The 16,941-nt window shown below is 70.4% G+C and carries 17 protein-coding genes; 11 read left to right on the forward strand and 6 right to left on the reverse strand.

The features are described 5' to 3' along the window. Window positions 1–2,268 (reverse strand): Tex family protein (locus STRIP9103_RS41740; protein WP_009339267.1); only part of this gene is annotated, 2,268 nt, incomplete at its 3' end. Window positions 2,269–2,411: 143 nt separating this feature from the next. Then, window positions 2,412–2,555: an LPFR motif small protein gene (locus STRIP9103_RS50995; RefSeq protein ID WP_009339286.1), complete on the reverse strand. Its 144-nt coding sequence runs from the start codon at window positions 2,553–2,555 to the stop codon at window positions 2,412–2,414. 157 nt (window positions 2,556–2,712) lie between these two features. On the opposite strand from STRIP9103_RS50995, the gene STRIP9103_RS41745 reads away from it, so the two are divergent. Both STRIP9103_RS41745 and STRIP9103_RS41750 read left to right on the forward strand, forming a co-directional pair. Next, window positions 2,713–3,657 (forward strand): GlxA family transcriptional regulator, encoded by a 945-nt coding sequence (locus STRIP9103_RS41745; RefSeq protein ID WP_009339273.1) that lies wholly within the window; start codon window positions 2,713–2,715, stop codon window positions 3,655–3,657. A gap of 10 nt (window positions 3,658–3,667) precedes the next feature. Next, window positions 3,668–4,303 (forward strand): DJ-1/PfpI family protein, encoded by a 636-nt coding sequence (locus tag STRIP9103_RS41750; RefSeq protein ID WP_009339290.1) that lies wholly within the window; start codon window positions 3,668–3,670, stop codon window positions 4,301–4,303. A gap of 50 nt (window positions 4,304–4,353) precedes the next feature. On the opposite strand, the gene STRIP9103_RS41755 is transcribed toward STRIP9103_RS41750, so the two are convergent. Next, complete coding sequence (locus tag STRIP9103_RS41755; protein WP_009339295.1) at window positions 4,354–5,097, reverse strand: enoyl-CoA hydratase/isomerase family protein; 744 nt, start codon at window positions 5,095–5,097, stop codon at window positions 4,354–4,356. Between the two features lie 70 nt (window positions 5,098–5,167). Between STRIP9103_RS41755 and STRIP9103_RS41760 the strand changes: the two genes are divergently transcribed. Further along, a complete protein-coding gene (locus STRIP9103_RS41760) occupies window positions 5,168–5,884 on the forward strand; it encodes an HdeD family acid-resistance protein (RefSeq protein ID WP_009339270.1) in 717 nt (238 codons plus the stop codon). Window positions 5,885–6,057: 173 nt separating this feature from the next. After that, on the forward strand, window positions 6,058–6,567 hold the full coding sequence (locus tag STRIP9103_RS41765) for an ATP-binding protein (protein ID WP_009339274.1): 510 nt from the start codon (window positions 6,058–6,060) through the stop codon (window positions 6,565–6,567). A 34-nt stretch (window positions 6,568–6,601) separates the two neighbouring features. Here the strand turns inward: STRIP9103_RS41765 and idi are convergent, their stop codons facing one another. The 3 genes from idi to galE all read right to left on the reverse strand — a co-directional run bounded on the left by idi (window position 6,602) and on the right by galE (window position 9,469). Then, window positions 6,602–7,195, reverse strand: coding sequence for an isopentenyl-diphosphate Delta-isomerase (gene idi, locus STRIP9103_RS41770; protein ID WP_009339284.1), 594 nt, complete (start codon window positions 7,193–7,195; stop codon window positions 6,602–6,604). 198 nt (window positions 7,196–7,393) lie between these two features. Beyond that, on the reverse strand, window positions 7,394–8,332 hold the full coding sequence (locus STRIP9103_RS41775; protein WP_009339288.1) for a cation diffusion facilitator family transporter: 939 nt from the start codon (window positions 8,330–8,332) through the stop codon (window positions 7,394–7,396). Between the two features lie 156 nt (window positions 8,333–8,488). Beyond that, window positions 8,489–9,469 carry a UDP-glucose 4-epimerase GalE gene (gene galE, locus STRIP9103_RS41780; protein WP_009339276.1) on the reverse strand — a complete coding sequence of 327 codons (981 nt, stop codon included), beginning with the start codon at window positions 9,467–9,469 and terminating at the stop codon, window positions 8,489–8,491. 417 nt (window positions 9,470–9,886) lie between these two features. On the opposite strand from galE, the gene STRIP9103_RS41785 reads away from it, so the two are divergent. The 7 genes from STRIP9103_RS41785 (at window position 9,887) to STRIP9103_RS41815 (ending at window position 16,926) form a co-directional block, all read left to right on the forward strand. Continuing rightward, a complete protein-coding gene (locus STRIP9103_RS41785; RefSeq protein ID WP_048822010.1) occupies window positions 9,887–11,692 on the forward strand; it encodes a DUF5941 domain-containing protein in 1,806 nt (601 codons plus the stop codon). After that, window positions 11,689–12,441 (forward strand): phosphocholine cytidylyltransferase family protein, encoded by a 753-nt coding sequence (locus STRIP9103_RS41790; protein WP_009339281.1) that lies wholly within the window; start codon window positions 11,689–11,691, stop codon window positions 12,439–12,441. The genes STRIP9103_RS41785 and STRIP9103_RS41790 overlap by 4 nt, the downstream gene beginning before the upstream one ends. Beyond that, entirely contained in the window at window positions 12,429–13,493 is a 1,065-nt protein-coding gene (locus tag STRIP9103_RS41795; protein ID WP_009339291.1) for an iron-containing alcohol dehydrogenase family protein, read from the forward strand. Before STRIP9103_RS41790 ends, STRIP9103_RS41795 begins: the two co-directional genes overlap by 13 nt. A 28-nt stretch (window positions 13,494–13,521) precedes the next feature. Next, window positions 13,522–14,250 carry a CDP-alcohol phosphatidyltransferase family protein gene (locus tag STRIP9103_RS41800; RefSeq protein ID WP_009339279.1) on the forward strand — a complete coding sequence of 243 codons (729 nt, stop codon included), beginning with the start codon at window positions 13,522–13,524 and terminating at the stop codon, window positions 14,248–14,250. Between the two features lie 8 nt (window positions 14,251–14,258). After that, window positions 14,259–15,140: a glycosyltransferase family 2 protein gene (locus STRIP9103_RS41805; protein WP_009339265.1), complete on the forward strand. Its 882-nt coding sequence runs from the start codon at window positions 14,259–14,261 to the stop codon at window positions 15,138–15,140. A 96-nt stretch (window positions 15,141–15,236) separates the two neighbouring features. Continuing rightward, window positions 15,237–16,166 (forward strand): ABC transporter permease, encoded by a 930-nt coding sequence (locus tag STRIP9103_RS41810; protein ID WP_048822014.1) that lies wholly within the window; start codon window positions 15,237–15,239, stop codon window positions 16,164–16,166. Continuing rightward, entirely contained in the window at window positions 16,159–16,926 is a 768-nt protein-coding gene (locus STRIP9103_RS41815) for an ABC transporter ATP-binding protein (RefSeq protein WP_009339293.1), read from the forward strand. The genes STRIP9103_RS41810 and STRIP9103_RS41815 overlap by 8 nt, the downstream gene beginning before the upstream one ends. Window positions 16,927–16,941: the final 15 nt, after the last annotated feature.

The raw sequence follows: 16,941 nt of genomic DNA on the forward strand, positions 1-16,941 counted from the left end.
CCGCCCCTGCCGCTGCTGCTGAGGTCCACGAGCCCCACGCTGAGCCCGAGACCCCCCAGCCTGCTGCCCCGGGGCCGCCGCCTCGTCGTCCAGCCGCAACGTCAGCGAGATCCGCTTCCGCGGAATGTCGACGTCGAGCACCTTCACCTTGACGATGTCACCGGGCTTGACGACGTCCCGAGGGTCCTTGACGAACGTCTTGGACATGGCCGACACATGCACCAGCCCGTCCTGGTGGACACCGACGTCCACGAAGGCGCCGAAGGCCGCCACATTCGTCACGACACCCTCCAGGACCATCCCGGAGACCAGGTCGGAGATCTTCTCCACGCCCTCCTTGAACGTCGCCGTCTTGAAGGCGGGCCGAGGGTCGCGCCCGGGCTTCTCCAGCTCCTTCAGGATGTCGGTCACGGTCGGCAGACCGAACGTCTCGTCCACGAAGTCACCCGGCTTCAGCGACCGCAGGACGGCCGTGTTGCCGATCAGCGCGGCGACCTCGCTGCCCGCGGACTTCACCATCCGCCGCACCACCGGGTACGCCTCGGGGTGCACGCTGGACGCGTCGAGCGGGTCGTCGCCGCCCCGGATCCGCAGGAAGCCCGCGCACTGCTCGTACGCCTTCGGGCCCAGCCGCGCCACCTTCTTCAGCTCCGTACGCGACTTGAACGGGCCGTTGGCGTCCCGGTGCGCCACGATGTTCTCCGCCAGCCCGGAGGTGATGCCGGAGACCCGGGCGAGCAGCGGCGCGGACGCCGTGTTGACGTCGACACCGACGCCGTTCACACAGTCCTCGACCACCGCGTCCAGCGAGCGTGAGAGCTTCACCTCGGACAGGTCGTGCTGGTACTGGCCGACGCCGATCGACTTGGGGTCGATCTTGACCAGCTCGGCCAGCGGGTCCTGGAGCCGGCGCGCGATCGAGACGGCGCCGCGCAGTGACACATCCATGCCCGGCAGTTCCTGCGAGGCGAACGCGGACGCCGAGTACACGGAAGCGCCCGCCTCGGACACCACCACCTTGGTGAGTTTCAGCTCCGGGTGCTTGGTGATCAGTTCACCGGCGAGCTTGTCGGTCTCACGGGATGCCGTGCCGTTGCCGATCGCGATCAGCTCGACGGCGTGCTCCTTGGCCAGCCGCGCCAGCTTGGCGATCGCCTCGTCCCACTTGTTGGCCGGGACGTGCGGGTAGATCACGTCCGTCGCCACCACCTTGCCGGTCGCGTCGACCACGGCGACCTTCACACCCGTACGGAAGCCGGGGTCGAGGCCGAGCGTCGCGCGCGTACCGGCGGGGGCGGCGAGCAGCAGGTCACGCAGGTTCGCCGCGAACACGTTGACCGCCTCGTCCTCGGCGGCCGTACGCAGCCGCAGCCGCAGGTCGATGCCGAGGTGGACCAGGATCCGGGTGCGCCAGGCCCAACGGACCGTGTCCGTCAGCCACTTGTCGGAGGGGCGCCCGCGATCGGCGATCCCGAACTTGTGAGCGATCATCCCCTCGTACGACGAAGGACCGTCCGTCGGCTCCTCCGGCTCCAGGACGAGGTCGAGGACCTCCTCCTTCTCGCCGCGCAGCATGGCCAGAACGCGATGCGAGGGCAGCTCGGTGAACGGCTCGGCGAAGTCGAAGTAGTCGGCGAACTTGGCGCCCGCCTCCTCCTTGCCGTCCCGCACCTTCGCGGCCAGCCGCCCCCGCACCCACATGCGCTCGCGCAGCTCGCCGATCAGGTCGGCGTCCTCCGAGAACCGCTCGGTGAGGATCGCCCGGGCGCCGTCCAGCGCGGCCTGCGGATCGGCGACCCCCTTGTCGGCGTCGACGAAGGCGGCAGCGGCGGCCAGCGGCTCGACGGTCGGGTCGCCCAGCAGCCCCTCGGCCAGCGGCTCCAGACCCGCCTCACGCGCGATCTGCGCCTTGGTGCGCCGCTTCGGCTTGAACGGCAGGTAGACGTCCTCCAGCCGCGCCTTCGTCTCGGCACCGCGGATCTGCGCCTCGATCTCCGGCGTCAGCTTGCCCTGCTCGCGCACCGAGTCGAGGATCGCCGTCCGGCGCTCCTCCAGCTCCCGCAGATAGCGCAGCCGCTCCTCGATCGTGCGCAGCTGCGCGTCGTCGAGCATCTCGGTCGCTTCCTTGCGGTAGCGGGCGATGAAGGGCACGGTCGAACCGCCGTCGAGCAGTTCGACCGCGGCCTTCACCTGCCGCTCGCGTACGCCGAGTTCCTCGGCGATCCTGCCTTCGATGGACCCTACTGAGATGGATCCAGGTGTCGTCACGATCCCGTACCGCCTTCTCCACTGAGGTTGCGCGGCAATTGTGGCAGGTGGCACGGACAACGGGGGATCAAGGAGGCCGGGCGGAGGGGATCGGGGGCGTCCAGCCCCCGGTCAGGCCCGGCGGGCGCGCCCGGCGCCGCTGGTCAGGCCCGGCGGGCGCGCCCGGTGCGGCGGGCGGACCCCGACGCTCCGCCGAAGAGCCGGGCCAGGGCCCGGAACGGCAGCGTCACCACCGTGGCGATGGCCCCTCCGATCTGCCGCAACACGTCTGCGATCGCACGGAACACGTCTTTCCCCTTTTCTCTCTGGGCCGACACGGCCAGGAAGCGACCGGGTACCGCGCCCCGCGCTCCTCATGCGTGGACCCGGTCGGCCGACCCCATGGCAGAAAAGGTGGGAAACTCGTCATTGCGGCCATCGCCCGCCCTCCCAAGAATCGAAGGCATGCGAACTGTCCTGGTCGTCCTCGCCGGCGCGGAACTCCACACCCCGGGCACGTACCGCATCCGCACGGCCTCCGTGGACGGCACCCCCGTACGCGCCTCCAGCGGCCTCACCCTCGTCCCGGACCACGCCCTCGCCTCGGCACCCGCCCCGCACACCCTGCTCGTCCCGGGCGGCCAGGGCACCCGGCACCCCGCCCCGGAGGTCGTCGACTGGCTCCGCGAGCACGGCCCGCGCGCGGAACGCCTGGTCTCGGTGTGCACCGGCGCGATCCTGCTGGCGGAGGCGGGTCTCCTGGACGGCCGCCGGGCGACCACCCACTGGGCGTACTGCGACACGCTGGCCCGCGACCATCCGACGATCGACGTCGACCCGAACCCGATCTACATCCGCGACGGGCGGATCGCCACCTCGGCCGGCGTCACCTCCGGCATCGACCTCGCCCTGGCGCTCGTCGAGGAGGACCTGGGCCGCGAGGTCGCCCTCTCCATCGCCCGCCACCTGGTCGTCTTCCTGCGCCGCCCGGGGAACCAGGCCCAGTTCAGCGCCCAGCTCGCCGCCCAGACCGCCCGACGGGAACCGCTCCGCGAGGTCCAGCTGGGGGCACCTCCCACGCCCTTAAGGCAGTGGGGGAGGATCACCGAACACCCCCGCGACGATCTGAGCGTCGAGACCCTGGCCGCCCGCGCCCGCCTCTCGCCCCGCCACTTCGCCCGTGCCTTCCAGTCCGAGACGGGCATGACCTCGGGCCGCTACGTCGACCGCGTCCGCCTGGAACACGCCCGCCGTCTCCTGGAGGACACCTCGGACGGCGTCGAGGAGATCTCCCGTGCCTGCGGCTACGGCACCTCCGAGGCCATGCGCCGCGCCTTCGTGAAGACCCTCGGCACCTCCCCGGCGGAGTACCGCCGCCGCTTCCGCCCGGCTTCCGCTCCCACCCACTGAAGGGAACCCCATGCAGATCGCCATCGTCCTCTTCGACCGCTTCACCGCCCTCGACGCCGTCGGCCCCTACGAGACCCTGGGCCGTCTCCCCGACGCGGAGCTCGTCTTCGTCGCCGAGCGGAGCGGGCCCGTCCGCACCGACACCGGTGCCCTCGCGATCACCGCCGACAGGACGCTCGCCGAGGTCCCGAGCCCGGACATCGTCGTGGTGCCGGGCGGCCCCGGCCAGTTCGCGCAGATGGAGAACGAGGCCCTCTTCGACTGGCTGCGCACCGCCGACCGCACCAGCGCCTGGACGACCTCCGTGTGCACCGGCTCCCTCCTGCTCGCCGGCGCCGGGCTCCTCGAAGGCCGCCGGGCCACCTCGCACTGGCTGGCCCTGGACTTCCTGAAGCAGTACGGCGCCGAGCCCACGGGGGAGCGGGTCGTGATCGACGGCAAGTACGTCACCGCGGCCGGGGTCTCCTCCGGCATCGACATGGGCCTGACGCTGGTCGGCCGGATCGCGGGCGACGAACACGCCCAGGCCGTACAGCTGATGACGGAGTACGACCCGCAGCCGCCCTATGACGCCGGTGCCCCGCACAAGGCGCCCGCCCACCTGGTGGAGGAGTTCCGCACCAACAGCCGCTTCGCCCTGATGTGACCCATCGGCCGGCGGCCCTCACCCCGTCCACGTGAACCTGGCTGCCTGCGTCACACCGTCCACGTGAACCGTGGCTGCCTGCGCTCCAGGAACGCGGCGACACCCTCCGCGGTGTCGCCGCTGCCGCGCGCCTGTTCGGCCCAGTAGGCGTCCCGGTCGGTACGTCCGTTCGCGAACTCCTTGGCCGCCGCCTGCGTCAACTGCGAGCGCGAGACCAGCACCCGTGTGAACTCCACGACGCGCTTGCCCAGTTCACCCTCGGGCAGCACCTCGTCCACCAGGCCGGTCCGCAGCGCCCGCTCGGCGTCGATCAACTCGCCGGAGAACAGCAGGTACTTGGCCGTACCGGGCCCCACCAGCGACACCAACCGCCGGGTCGAGGAGGCCGGATAGACGATCCCCAGCTTGGCCGGGGTGATCCCGAACAGCGCCCCTTCCTGCGCGAACCGCAGATCACAGGCCGCCGCCAGCTGCGAGCCACCGCCCACACAGTGCCCCCGGATCGCCGCGAGGGTCGGCTTCGGAAACGCGGCCAGCGCCTCCTCGGCGAGCACCGCCAGCCCCTGGGCCTCGCCCGGCGACTCCCGCAGCGTGGAGATGTCGGCCCCCGCGCAGAACGTCCCGCCCTCCCCGGTGAGCACCAGCGCCCGTACGGCGGGGTCGGCGGCCAGCCCGTCGAGCAGGGGCGGCAGCGCCCGCCACATTCCGGCCGTCATGGCGTTGCGCTTGGCCGGATGGTGGACGACGACGGTCGCGACCTCGTCGGCGACGGTGTGCAGCAGCTGAGGCTCCATGCATCGGATGCTAGCCACCCGCCGCGCTCATACGATCAAGAAAGGGGCCCGGAACGCGAGGAGGCCCCGGATGCTCGGATCCAAGCGCGCCAAGGACACGCACACCGCGAAGCACCCGAACCCCGCGCCGGGCGCGAGCTCGACGGATGCGGGCACCCCGAAGGACGTGCCCGCCGAGACCGCCAGGCTCAGCCGGGGCTTCGGCTGGCTCGCCGCACTCGGAGTGCTCCTGGTCCTCGCCGGCCTGGTCGGTCTCGTCTACGTCGGTGTCGCCACCCTGACCTCGATGATCCTGTTCGGCTGGCTGCTGCTCATCGGCGGTGCCGTCGGCCTGCTGCACGCGGTCCAGGCGCGCGGCAGCAACTTCTTCTGGCTCGGCGTCGTGGTCGCCGCCCTGAACATCGCGGCCGGGGTGGTCGTCATCAAGACCCCGGAGGCGGCGGCCGAGGCGCTCACCATGTTCGCCGCGCTGCTGTTCCTGACCGGCGGGGTGTTCCGGCTGGTCGGCAGCCTCGTGGTACGCGGCCCCCAGGTCGGCTGGACGCTGGTGCAGGGCGCCTTCGGTCTGCTCCTCGGCAGCCTGGTCCTCGCCTCCTGGCCGAGCAGCAGCAAGTACGTCATCGGCACCTTCTTCTCCCTCGCCCTGCTCTTCGACGGCCTCGGCCTGATCGCCACCGGCTTCGGCGGCCGACACATCGTGGGCATCGTCTCCGAGCAGCTCACGGAGAGTGATCGACGGAAGGACGGAACGGACGAGACCGGCGTCAACCGCGTACAACCCGAATAGTTCCGAAAGCGGTACACCTCGGACGGGATCCGTCATGCGGCTGACCTACCCGGGCGTGAACGGTCGGAAAGTCGCCGATACGCGCCGACTTGTGCTCAGTCCCGCACGGACAGCGTTCAGTTACCAACACTCGACATGTGGTGACAATCGAGCGCAAGGGTGGCGACCGGACCATGGACGACCAAGGGCGCGGGAGCGACCCCTGCCCTGGAGGCGGCGGGCACGTACCCGACGACCCGAGCCCGCCGGGACCACTGCCGTACGAAGGGGTCTGGCGGTTCACCGCCGCCGCCGTCGACGCCTCGGTGCCGCAGGCGCGACGCGCCGTCCGGGACCTGCTCGCCCGACAGGGTGTGCCGGTCTCGGACGAGCTGGTCCAGGGCCTTCTGCTGATCGTCTCCGAGCTGGTGACGAATGCCGTCAAACACGCGGCGCTGCTGTCGCCGACGCTCGCCGTCGAGGTCGCCGTCGGCGCCGAATGGGTGCGGGTCTCGGTCGAGGACAACCACCCCTACCGCCCGAGCGTCCTGGAGACCGACCACGGCCGGCTGGGCGGCAGGGGGCTGCTGCTGGTGCGCGAGATCACCCGGGAGGCGGGCGGGGTGTGCGACGTGGAACACACCGCGAGCGGCGGCAAGGTGATCTGGGTCGCTCTTCCGCTCAAACCCGCCCACCCGCTCTGAAGCCTCGGCCGGCGCGTCTGCTCAGGGACTTCGGTCACCAGCCCGCGGACGGGCCCGTCAGCTCCCTGATCGCAGGACGGGCCGCGTCCAGCACCGTCATGAACCACGCCGAGAAGGTGTCCTTGGCGTGCCGCTCCGCCAGCTCGGCCGGGGTCACGAACGCGGTGGCCCCGACCTCGTCCGGGTCCGGTCGCAGCGGGGCCTGCACCAGCCCGATGAACAGATGGTTGAACTCCTGCTCCACCAGGCCCGAGTCCGGGTCCGGGTGGTTGTAGCGGACCGTGCCCGCCTCGCCGAGCAGCGCCGGGGACACCCCCAGCTCCTCGTACGTCCGCCGCGCCGCCGCCGCGAACGGGGACTCGCCCGGGTACGGGTGACCGCAGCAGCTGTTCGACCACACGCCGGGGGAGTGGTACTTGCCGAGGGCGCGCTGCTGGAGCAGGAGTCGCCCGCGCTCGTCGAAGAGGAACACGGAGAACGCCCGGTGGAGCTGCCCGGGCGGCTGATGCGCGGAGAGTTTCTCCGCGGTGCCGATCGTGGCGCCGTGCTCGTCGACCAGTTCCAGCAGGATCGCTTCCGAGGCACTGTTCGGTGAGCTGTGCATCGCGGTGGCAGGTGTGATCGGCATGCCCATCCTTCGCTTCGTTCTGCGAGTCCCAAGTCTGCCGTAGGGATCCGGCACTCCCGGCACTTCGCGCCAACCTGCAAGTCCTACCCCCGCACCCCGGGAGAGGACACCCATCACTCGCGCGTCGGTGCCCGAAAACGGCCGTACAGCTGATGGCTCCGGGTGTCCGACCGCCACACTCGGACGTGTGTGCGAAGGTCAGTGGCAGAGCTTCGCCTCGTGCTCCGCGTGGCCGCTCGGCTCCAGCTGGAAGGTGCAGTGCTCGACGTCGAAGTGGTCACCGATGCAGCCCTGGAGGTCGTGGAGCATCTTCTCGTTGCCGATGGAGTCCAGCGTGTCGGATCCGACCACGACATGGGCGGAGAGCACGGGCATGCCGGAGGTGATGGTCCAGGCGTGCAGATCATGGACGTCCTCGACGCCCGGCAGCGCCAGAATGTGGGCCCGCACCTCGGCCATGTCGACGTTCTTGGGCGCCGCCTCCAGCAGGACGTCCAGGGTCTCGCGCAGCAGCTTCAGCGTGCGCGGCACGATCATCAGGGCGATGGCGAGCGAGGCGATCGGGTCGGCGGCCTGCCAGCCGGTGAGCAGGATCACCGTCGCGGAGATGATCACCGCCAGCGAGCCGAGCGCGTCCGCGGCCACCTCGAGGAAGGCGCCCCGCACATTCAGGCTCTCCTTCTGGCCGCGCATCAGCAGCGTCAGCGAGACGATGTTCGCGACCAGGCCGATCGCACCGAACACGACGGCCAGGCCGCCCTCGGTCCCGGCGGGCGCGATGAACCGCTGGATCGCCTCGTACAGCACATAGCCGCCGACGCTGAGCAGCAGCAGACAGTTGGCGAGCGCCGCGAGGATCTCGGCGCGGGCGTAACCGAACGTGTGGTTCCCGCTCGCCGGACGGTTCGCGAAGTGGATCGCGAGCAGCGCCATGCCGAGGCCCACCGCGTCCGTCGCCATGTGCGCCGCGTCCGCGATGAGCGCGAGCGAATCGGCGAGGACACCGCCGACGAGCTCGACCACCATGACGGTGAGCGTGATCGACAGCGCGATCCTCAGCCGACCGCGGTACGCCGCTGCCGCCGTACCCGTGGTCGGCGCGCCGTGCGCATGCCCGTGATCATGCCCAGCCCCCATGAATCCGCCCTTCCCCAGCGCCCGTGTGTGCGGCTCTCGATCACAGTGAACTACGGGCGGGGGGTATGCGGCAACGCGGCACTGAACACCGTTGTCATCTGCTCTGACCTGCGGAAACGATACGCAGGTCAGAGCGTCGTGATCTCCCTCGGTGGGTCAGAGACCGTGGTGGAGCCGCCAGCCCGCCCAGGCCGACTCGACCATCTCGCGCACCCCGCGCCGCGCCGTCCAGCCCAGCTCCCGCTCCGCCAGCGCCGCCGAGGCGACCGCGCGCGGGGAGTCGCCGGGACGACGCGGCTCGACGATCGCGGGCCGGCTGTCGCCGGTGACCTCGCCGATGAGGGCGATGAGTTCGCGGACCGAAACGCCCTCGCCGCGGCCGATGTTCACGGTCAGCTCGCCGGCGGTGCCGTCCGTGCCCTCGGCGGTGAGCCGCCGGGCCGCCGCGAGGTGGGCCTCGGCGAGGTCGGCGACATGGATGTAGTCCCGGACACAGGTGCCGTCGGGGGTCGGGTAGTCGTCGCCGAAGATGCGCGGGGCCTCGTCACGGCTGAGGCGGTCGAAGACCATCGGGATCACATTGAAGACGCCGGTGTCGGCCAGGGCCGGTTCGGCCGCGCCGGCCACGTTGAAGTAGCGCAGGCACACCGTGGAGATGCCGTGCGCCCGGCCCGCCGCCCGGACCAGCCACTCACCGGCGAGCTTGGTCTCGCCGTACGGGCTCATCGGGGCGCACGGGGTGTCCTCTGTGATGAGGTCCACGTCCGGGTTGCCGTAGACGGCCGCGGAGGAGGAGAACACGAAGCGTTCGACTCCGGCCCCGGTCGCCGCCTCCAGGAGCGTGGCGAGGCCGCCGACGTTCTCCTGGTAGTAGCGGGTGGGCTCGGCCACGGACTCGCCGACCTGCTTGCGGGCGGCGAGGTGGACGATGCCGGTCACCGCGTGGTCGGTGAGTACGCGCTTGAGGAGGTCGGGGCTCTGGGCGGATCCCTGTATCAGGGGGATGCGCTCCGGGAGGCGGCCACGGACTCCGGCGGACAGGTCGTCGAGCGCGACCACCTCTTCGCCGGCGTCGGTCATGACCCTCGCCACGTGTGCGCCTATGTAGCCGGCTCCGCCTGTGATCAGCCATGTCATGCGTTCACCTTATGTGGGGTGCTGTTGTGCCCATTCGCCGTGGGAGGTGTGCGGTGTTCGGCGGGTGCGGGTGGGATTGCGGCTGGTCGCGCTCACGCGGCGGAGCCTCATAGGTCACAGCCCCGCGCCCTGGAGGGTGCTTCCCGCAGCCCTGAGGAGCAAGGCGCCCCATCCGATGTCCCCTATACACCGATATATGAACCGGAGTTTGTGGCGCGGAGCCCCGATCACCGATGATGATCGGAGGCTGAGGGCGAGCAGCGCAGGTTGAGCGGGCCGTTAACGGGTGGTGAACGGCTGCTTCTCTTCATCCGATAACCTCTGCCGACACGCCGCCGGGCCGACGCGGGCCGGGGTGCCCCGAAAACCACGTACATGCCCGGCGCCGTCGCGTCGGCACCCAGGGAGTGAGTTCGTCTGTCGACCGCCATCCTCACCGGTCAGCCGGTCCCCGGATCGTCGCTGGAGGGCGATCTGCGGTCGCTCGGCTTCGACGTGCGGGTCGCCTCCGACGCCGGTGACGCCGAGACGCTCCTCGCGACGGTCCCCGCCGGCCAGCGGGTCGCCATCGTCGACGCCCGCTTCGTGGGCCATGTGCACGCGCTGCGCCTGGGGCTCACCGACCCCCGCTTCGATGCCGCCGCACTGCCCGGCGCCGTGACCGTGCGGGCCGCCGCCCGTCCGGCGCTGACCCGCGCGATGGCCCGGGAGAACTCCGCGGCCACCGGCAACACGGCCGTCGCCGTGGACAACCTCGCCGACCGGATCACCGCCGCCCTCGACGCGGACGGCGTCACCCCGTACCGGCCCGAACTCGGCAGCCTCGTCGCCGTCGTCCCCACCGACCCGCAGGCCCGCAACGAGGCCCGGCAGGCCGTCGCCGCCGTCGACGACGAGGCCGTACGGCTGCGCGCGGCGGTGAAGTCCCGCGACGGGTTCTTCACCACGCACTTCATCAGCCCGTACTCCCGCTACATCGCCCGCTGGTGCGCACGTCGTGGGCTGACCCCGAACCAGGTCACCACGGCTTCCCTCGTCACGGCCCTCGTCGCGGCGGGTTGCGCCGCCACCGGCACCCGCCTCGGCTTCGTCGCGGCCGGTGTGCTGCTGATCCTCTCCTTCGTCCTCGACTGCACCGACGGCCAGCTGGCCCGTTACTCGCTGCAGTACTCGACGCTCGGCGCCTGGCTCGACGCCACCTTCGACCGCGCCAAGGAGTACGCCTACTACGCGGGCCTCGCGCTCGGCGCCGCCCGGGGCGGGGATGACGTCTGGGCGCTCGCCCTCGGCGCGATGGTCCTGCAGACCTGCCGCCATGTCGTCGACTTCTCCTTCAACGAGGCGAACCACGACGCCACGGCCAACACCAGCCCCACCGCCGCCCTCTCCGACAAGCTCGACAGCGTCGGCTGGACGGTGTGGCTGCGGCGGATGATCGTGCTGCCGATCGGTGAGCGCTGGGCCATGATCGCCGTCCTCACGGCAGCCACCACTCCCCGTATCACCTTCTACGCGCTGCTCATCGGCTGCGCCTTCGCCGCGACCTACACCACGGCCGGCCGTGTACTGCGCTCGCTGACCCGCAAGGCGCAGCGGACGGACCGGGCGGCGCGGGCACTGGCGGACCTCGCGGACAGCGGGCCCCTGGCCGAGCTGCTCGCGCGCGTACTGCCGCGCGGGCCACGCGTTCTGGCGCTGCCGTTCGCCCTCGCCGGTGCCGTCGTCATGGTGCTCGCCGCCTGGATCGACGGACCGGGCTGGTCGGTCGTCATCTGCGCCGGCGTGTACGTCCTGGTGTCCTCGGAAGCCGTCTCACAGCCCCTCAAGGGCGTCCTCGACTGGCTGATTCCCCCGCTGTTCCGCGCCGCCGAATACGGCACCGTACTGGTACTGGCAGTCAAAGCCGATGTGAACGGAGCCCTGCCGGCGGCTTTCGGGCTGGTTGCGGCCGTCGCCTACCATCACTACGACACGGTGTACCGCATTCGCGGCGACGCCGGCGCGCCGCCGCAGTGGCTGGTGCGGGCGATCGGCGGTCACGAAGGCAGGACGCTGCTGGTCACCGTCCTGGCCGCGCTGCTCGCGCCCACAGAGTTCAAGGTCGCGCTCACGGCGCTCGCCGTGGCCGTGGCACTGCTGGTGCTCGTCGAGAGCATCCGCTTCTGGGTGACCGCCCACAAAACCGGCGCACCCGCCGTACACGATGAAGGAGAACCCGCATGATCGGCCTCGTGCTGGCGGCCGGCGCCGGACGGCGTCTGCGTCCCTACACCGACACCCTGCCCAAGGCGCTGGTGCCGGTCGGACCTGAAGGCAACGAGGACAGCCTCACCGTCCTGGACCTGACCCTCGGCAACTTCGCCGAGATCGGCCTGACCGAGGTCGCGATCATCGTCGGGTACCGCAAGGAGGCCGTGTACGAGCGCCGCGAGGCGCTGGAGCAGAAGTACGGCCTGAAGATCACCCTGATCGACAACGACAAGGCCGAGGAGTGGAACAACGCCTACTCCCTGTGGTGCGGCCGTGACGCCATCAAGCACTCGGTGATCCTCGCCAACGGCGACACCGTGCACCCGGTCTCCGTCGAGAAGACCCTGCTCGCCGCCCGCGGCGGCGACAAGAAGATCATCCTCGCCATCGACACCGTGAAGTCGCTGGCCGACGAGGAGATGAAGGTCGTCGTCGACCCCGAGAAGGGCATGACGAAGATCACCAAGCTGATGGACCCGGCGGAGGCCTCCGGCGAGTACATCGGCGTCACCCTCATCGAGGGCGAGGCCGCCGACGAACTGGCCGACGCGCTGAAGACGGTCTTCGAGACCGACCCGCAGCAGTTCTACGAGCACGGCTACCAGGAGCTCGTCAACCGCGGCTTCAAGATCGACGTGGCGCCCATCGGTGACGTCAAGTGGGTCGAGATCGACAACCACGACGACCTCGCCAAGGGACGTGAGATCGCGTGCCAGTACTGACGAGGCTCATCCCCTCGCCGGTCGTCGTGGACATCCGTCCCGGCGCGCTCGATGACCTGGCGACGATCCTGTCGGACCAGCGCATCGCGCCGTCGGGCCGGCTGGCCTTCGCGATCAGCGCCGGCTCGGGCGCGGCGCTTCGCGATCGGTTCGCCCCCGCTTTTCCGGAGGCGGACTGGTTCTGCGACGCCGACGGCACCATCGACGGAGCGGTACGGCTCGCCGACTCGATCAAGAAGGGCGGTCACTACGACGCCGTGGTCGGGCTCGGCGGCGGCAAGGTGATCGACTGCGCCAAGTACGCCGCCGCGCGCGTCGGCCTGCCCCTGGTCGCCGTCGCCACGAACCTCGCCAACGACGGCCTGTGCTCCCCGGTCGCCACCCTCGACAACGACGCGGGCCGCGGCTCGTACGGTGTACCGAACCCGATCGGCATCGTCATCGACCTGGACGTCATCCGTGAGGCCCCGGTGCGCTTCGTGCGGGCCGGTATCGGCGATGTGATCTGCAAGATCTCCGCCGTGGCCGACTGGGAGCTGTCCAGCCGGGAGACCGGCGAGAAGGTCGACGGACTGGCCGCCGCCATGGCCCGCCAGGCCGCCGAGGCCGTGCTGCGCCACCCCGGTGGCATCGGCGACGACGACTTCCTGACCACCCTGTCCGAGTCCCTCGTCCTGTGCGGGATCTCCATGTCCGTGGCCGGCGACAGCCGTCCCGCCTCGGGCGCCTGCCACGAGATCAGCCACGCCTTCGACCTGACCTACCCGCGGCGCAACGCCCTCCACGGCGAGCAGTGCGGCCTCGGCGGCGCGTTCGCCACGTTCCTGCGCGGCGACCACGAGGTCGCGGGCCAGATGGCGGAGGTCCTCCGGCACCACGGGCTCCCGGTCCTCCCCGACGAGATCGGCTTCACGATGGACGAGTTCGTCAAGGTCGTCGAGTACGCCCCGCAGACCCGCCCGGGCCGCTACACCATCCTCGAGCACCTCGAACTGAGCACCGAACAGATCAAGGACGCATACGCCGACTATGCCAAAGCCATCGGTAGCTGAACTCCGCCCGGTCGTTCACCCCCCGGGTGTGAAGGACCGGCGGAGCGGCGAGCACTGGGCCGGCCGGCTCTACATGCGCGAGATCTCCCTGCGCATCGACCGGCACCTGGTGAACACCCGGGTCACGCCCAACCAGCTGACCTACCTGATGACCGTCTTCGGCGTCCTCGCCGCCCCGGCCCTGCTGGTGCCGGGCATCCCGGGCGCCGTCCTCGGCGTACTGATGGTCCAGCTCTATCTGCTGTTCGACTGCGTCGACGGCGAGATAGCCCGCTGGCGCAAGCAGTACTCGATGACCGGCGTCTACGTGGACCGCGTCGGCGCCTACCTGTGCGACGCCGCGGTGCTCGTCGGCTTCGGGCTGCGCGCCGCCGATCTGTGGGGCAGCGGCCGTATCGACTGGCTGTGGGCCTTCCTCGGCACCCTCGCCGCCCTCGGCGCGATCCTGATCAAGGCCGAGACCGACCTCGTCGGTGTCGCCCGGCACCAGACCGGCAAGCCGCCGGTCCAGGAGTCGGCCTCCGTGCCGCGCTCCTCCGGCGTGGCACTGGCCCGCAGGGCGGCCGGCGCGCTGAAGTTCCACCGGCTGATCCTCGGCGTCGAGGCGTCCCTGCTGATCCTGGTCCTCGCGGCCCTGGACCAGGCCCGGGGCGACCTGTTCTTCTCCCGGCTCGGCGTCGCCGTACTCGCCGGCATCGCGCTGCTGCAGACCCTGCTGCACCTGGTGTCCATCCTCGCCTCCAGCAGGCTGAAGTGAGCAGCGGCATGAAGGTCGGCGCGGTGATCATCACCATGGGCAACCGCCCCGACGAACTCCGCGCCCTTCTCGACTCGGTCGCCAAGCAGGACGGCGACCGGGTCGAGGTGGTCGTCGTCGGCAACGGCTCACCCGTCCCGGACCTCGCAGAGTCCTCATCGGTTGTCCGGATCATCGAGCTGCCCGAGAACCTCGGCATCCCCGGCGGTCGCAACGTCGGCATCGAGGCGTTCGGCCCCGGCGGCCGGGACGTCGACATCCTGCTCTTCCTCGACGACGACGGACTGCTCGCCCACCACGACACCGCCGAACTGTGCCGCGAGGCCTTCGCCGCCGACCCACGGCTCGGCATCATCAGCTTCCGCATCGCCGACCCCGACACCGGTGTCACCCAGCGGCGCCACGTCCCCCGGCTGCGCGCCTCCGACCCGATGCGCTCCTCCCGGGTCACCACCTTCCTCGGCGGCGCCAACGCCGTACGCACCCAGGTCTTCGCCGAAGTCGGCGGACTCCCGGATGAATTCTTCTACGCCCATGAGGAGACCGATCTCGCCTGGCGGGCCCTCGACGCGGGCTGGATGATCGACTACCGGGCCGACATGGTGCTGTACCACCCCACGACCGCGCCCTCCCGGCACGCGGTCTACCACCGCATGGTCGCGCGCAACCGGGTCTGGCTCGCACGCCGCAACCTTCCCGCGCTCCTGGTCCCCGTCTACCTCGGCGTCTGGCTGCTGCTCACCCTGCTCCGCAAGCCCTCCGGGCCCGCCCTCAAGGCCTGGTTCGGCGGTTTCCGGGAAGGCTGGACGAGCCCCTGCGGTCCCCGCCGGCCCATGAAGTGGCGTACGGTGTGGCGCCTGACGAGACTGGGCCGACCTCCCGTCATCTGACAAGCTCGGAATCTGAGAGCATTCGGCCGTACCCGGTCCGGGCTTTCCGCCTCGGCCCGAGCAGGCTGCGCACTTTGAGGACGAAAGTTTCCATTTGTGAGTGAGACAACGCATGACGGCAGGGTTGTGGTGAGCGACCGTCCGTCGCCCGACGACGGGCTCTCCGCGGCCGAACTGGCCGCCAAGTACGGGCTGGCCGTGAGCGGCGCCCGGCCCGGACTCGCCCAGTACGTCCGCCAGATGTGGGGGCGGCGTCACTTCATCCTCGCCTTCTCCCAGGCGAAGCTCACGGCGCAGTACAGCCAGGCCAAGCTCGGCCAGCTGTGGCAGGTGGCCACCCCGTTGCTCAACGCGCTGGTGTACTTCCTGATCTTCGGCCTGATCCTCAACGCCGACCGGGGCATGTCGCGCGAGGTGTACATCCCGTTCCTCGTCACGGGTGTGTTCGTCTTCACCTTCACCCAGAGCTCGGTGATGGCCGGCGTCCGCGCGATCTCCGGCAACCTGGGCCTGGTCCGCGCGCTGCACTTCCCGCGTGCCTCGCTGCCCATCTCGTTCGCGCTCCAGCAGCTCCAGCAGCTGCTGTTCTCGATGATCGTGCTGCTCGCCGTGGCGGTCGGCTTCGGCAGCTACCCGGGCCTGTCCTGGCTGCTGATCGCCCCCGTACTGGTCCTGCAGTTCCTGTTCAACACCGGCCTCGCGCTGGTCATGGCCCGTATGGGCGCCAAGACCCCCGACCTGGCCCAGCTGATGCCGTTCGTGATGCGGACGTGGATGTACGCGTCCGGCGTGATGTTCTCCATCCCGATCATGCTGGAGAAGCACCCGAAGTGGATCGCCGACATCCTCCAGTGGAACCCGGCCGCGATCTACATGGATCTGATGCGCTTCGCGCTGATCGACGGCTACGGCTCCGAGAACCTGCCCCCGCATGTGTGGGCGGTCGCCGGCGGCTGGGCCGTGCTCGTCGCGCTGGGCGGCTTCGTGTACTTCTGGAAGGCGGAGGAGAGGTACGGCCGTGGCTGAGACCCGAGTACCCACCGTCATCGCGGACGAGCTGCACATCGTCTACCGCGTCAACGGCGCCAAGACGGGCAAGGGCAGCGCCACCGCCGCACTCAGCCGCATCCTGAAGCGCGGGGAGGAACGCGGGGTGCGCAAGGTGCACGCCGTGCGGGGTGTCTCCTTCGTGGCCTACCGGGGTGAGGCCATCGGCCTGATCGGCTCCAACGGCTCCGGCAAGTCCACCCTGCTGCGCGCCATCGCCGGTCTGCTGCCCGCGGAGAGCGGCAAGGTCTACACCGACGGCCAGCCCTCCCTGCTCGGCGTCAACGCGGCCCTGATGAACGACCTCACGGGCGAACGGAACGTCATATTGGGCGGGCTCGCCATGGGTATGTCCCGCGAGCAGATCCGTGAGCGCTACCAGGAGATCGTCGACTTCTCCGGCATCAACGAGAAGGGCGACTTCATCACCCTGCCGATGCGCACCTACTCCTCCGGCATGGCGGCCCGGCTGCGCTTCTCCATCGCGGCGGCCAAGGACCACGACGTCCTCATGATCGACGAGGCCCTCGCCACCGGTGACCGTGCGTTCCAGAAGCGCTCCGAGGCCCGTATCCGCGAGCTCCGCAAGCAGGCGGGCACGGTCTTCCTCGTCAGCCACAACAACAAGTCGATCCGCGACACCTGCGACCGCGTCCTGTGGCTGGAACGCGGTGAACTCCGCATGGACGGCCCGACCGAAGAGGTCCTGAAGGAGTACGAGAAGTTCACGGGCAAGTGAGCCGATGTGCGCCGG

This window comes from Streptomyces ipomoeae 91-03 (assembly GCF_000317595.1).
GTDB lineage: Bacteria > Actinomycetota > Actinomycetes > Streptomycetales > Streptomycetaceae > Streptomyces > Streptomyces ipomoeae.

Excerpts from the sequence above, each read along its gene's own strand:
- STRIP9103_RS41745 (WP_009339273.1), top strand. The coding sequence starts at position 2,713 with ATGCGAACTGTCCTGGTCGTCCTCGCCGGCGCGGAACTCCACACCCCG.
- STRIP9103_RS41750 (WP_009339290.1), top strand. The coding sequence starts at position 3,668 with ATGCAGATCGCCATCGTCCTCTTCGACCGCTTCACCGCCCTCGACGCC.
- STRIP9103_RS41755 (WP_009339295.1), bottom strand. The coding sequence starts at position 5,097 with ATGGAGCCTCAGCTGCTGCACACCGTCGCCGACGAGGTCGCGACCGTC.
- STRIP9103_RS41760 (WP_009339270.1), top strand. The coding sequence starts at position 5,168 with ATGCTCGGATCCAAGCGCGCCAAGGACACGCACACCGCGAAGCACCCG.
- STRIP9103_RS41765 (WP_009339274.1), top strand. The coding sequence starts at position 6,058 with ATGGACGACCAAGGGCGCGGGAGCGACCCCTGCCCTGGAGGCGGCGGG.
- idi (WP_009339284.1), bottom strand. The coding sequence starts at position 7,195 with ATGCCGATCACACCTGCCACCGCGATGCACAGCTCACCGAACAGTGCC.
- STRIP9103_RS41775 (WP_009339288.1), bottom strand. The coding sequence starts at position 8,332 with ATGGGGGCTGGGCATGATCACGGGCATGCGCACGGCGCGCCGACCACG.
- galE (WP_009339276.1), bottom strand. The coding sequence starts at position 9,469 with ATGACATGGCTGATCACAGGCGGAGCCGGCTACATAGGCGCACACGTG.
- STRIP9103_RS41790 (WP_009339281.1), top strand. The coding sequence starts at position 11,689 with ATGATCGGCCTCGTGCTGGCGGCCGGCGCCGGACGGCGTCTGCGTCCC.
- STRIP9103_RS41805 (WP_009339265.1), top strand. The coding sequence starts at position 14,259 with ATGAAGGTCGGCGCGGTGATCATCACCATGGGCAACCGCCCCGACGAA.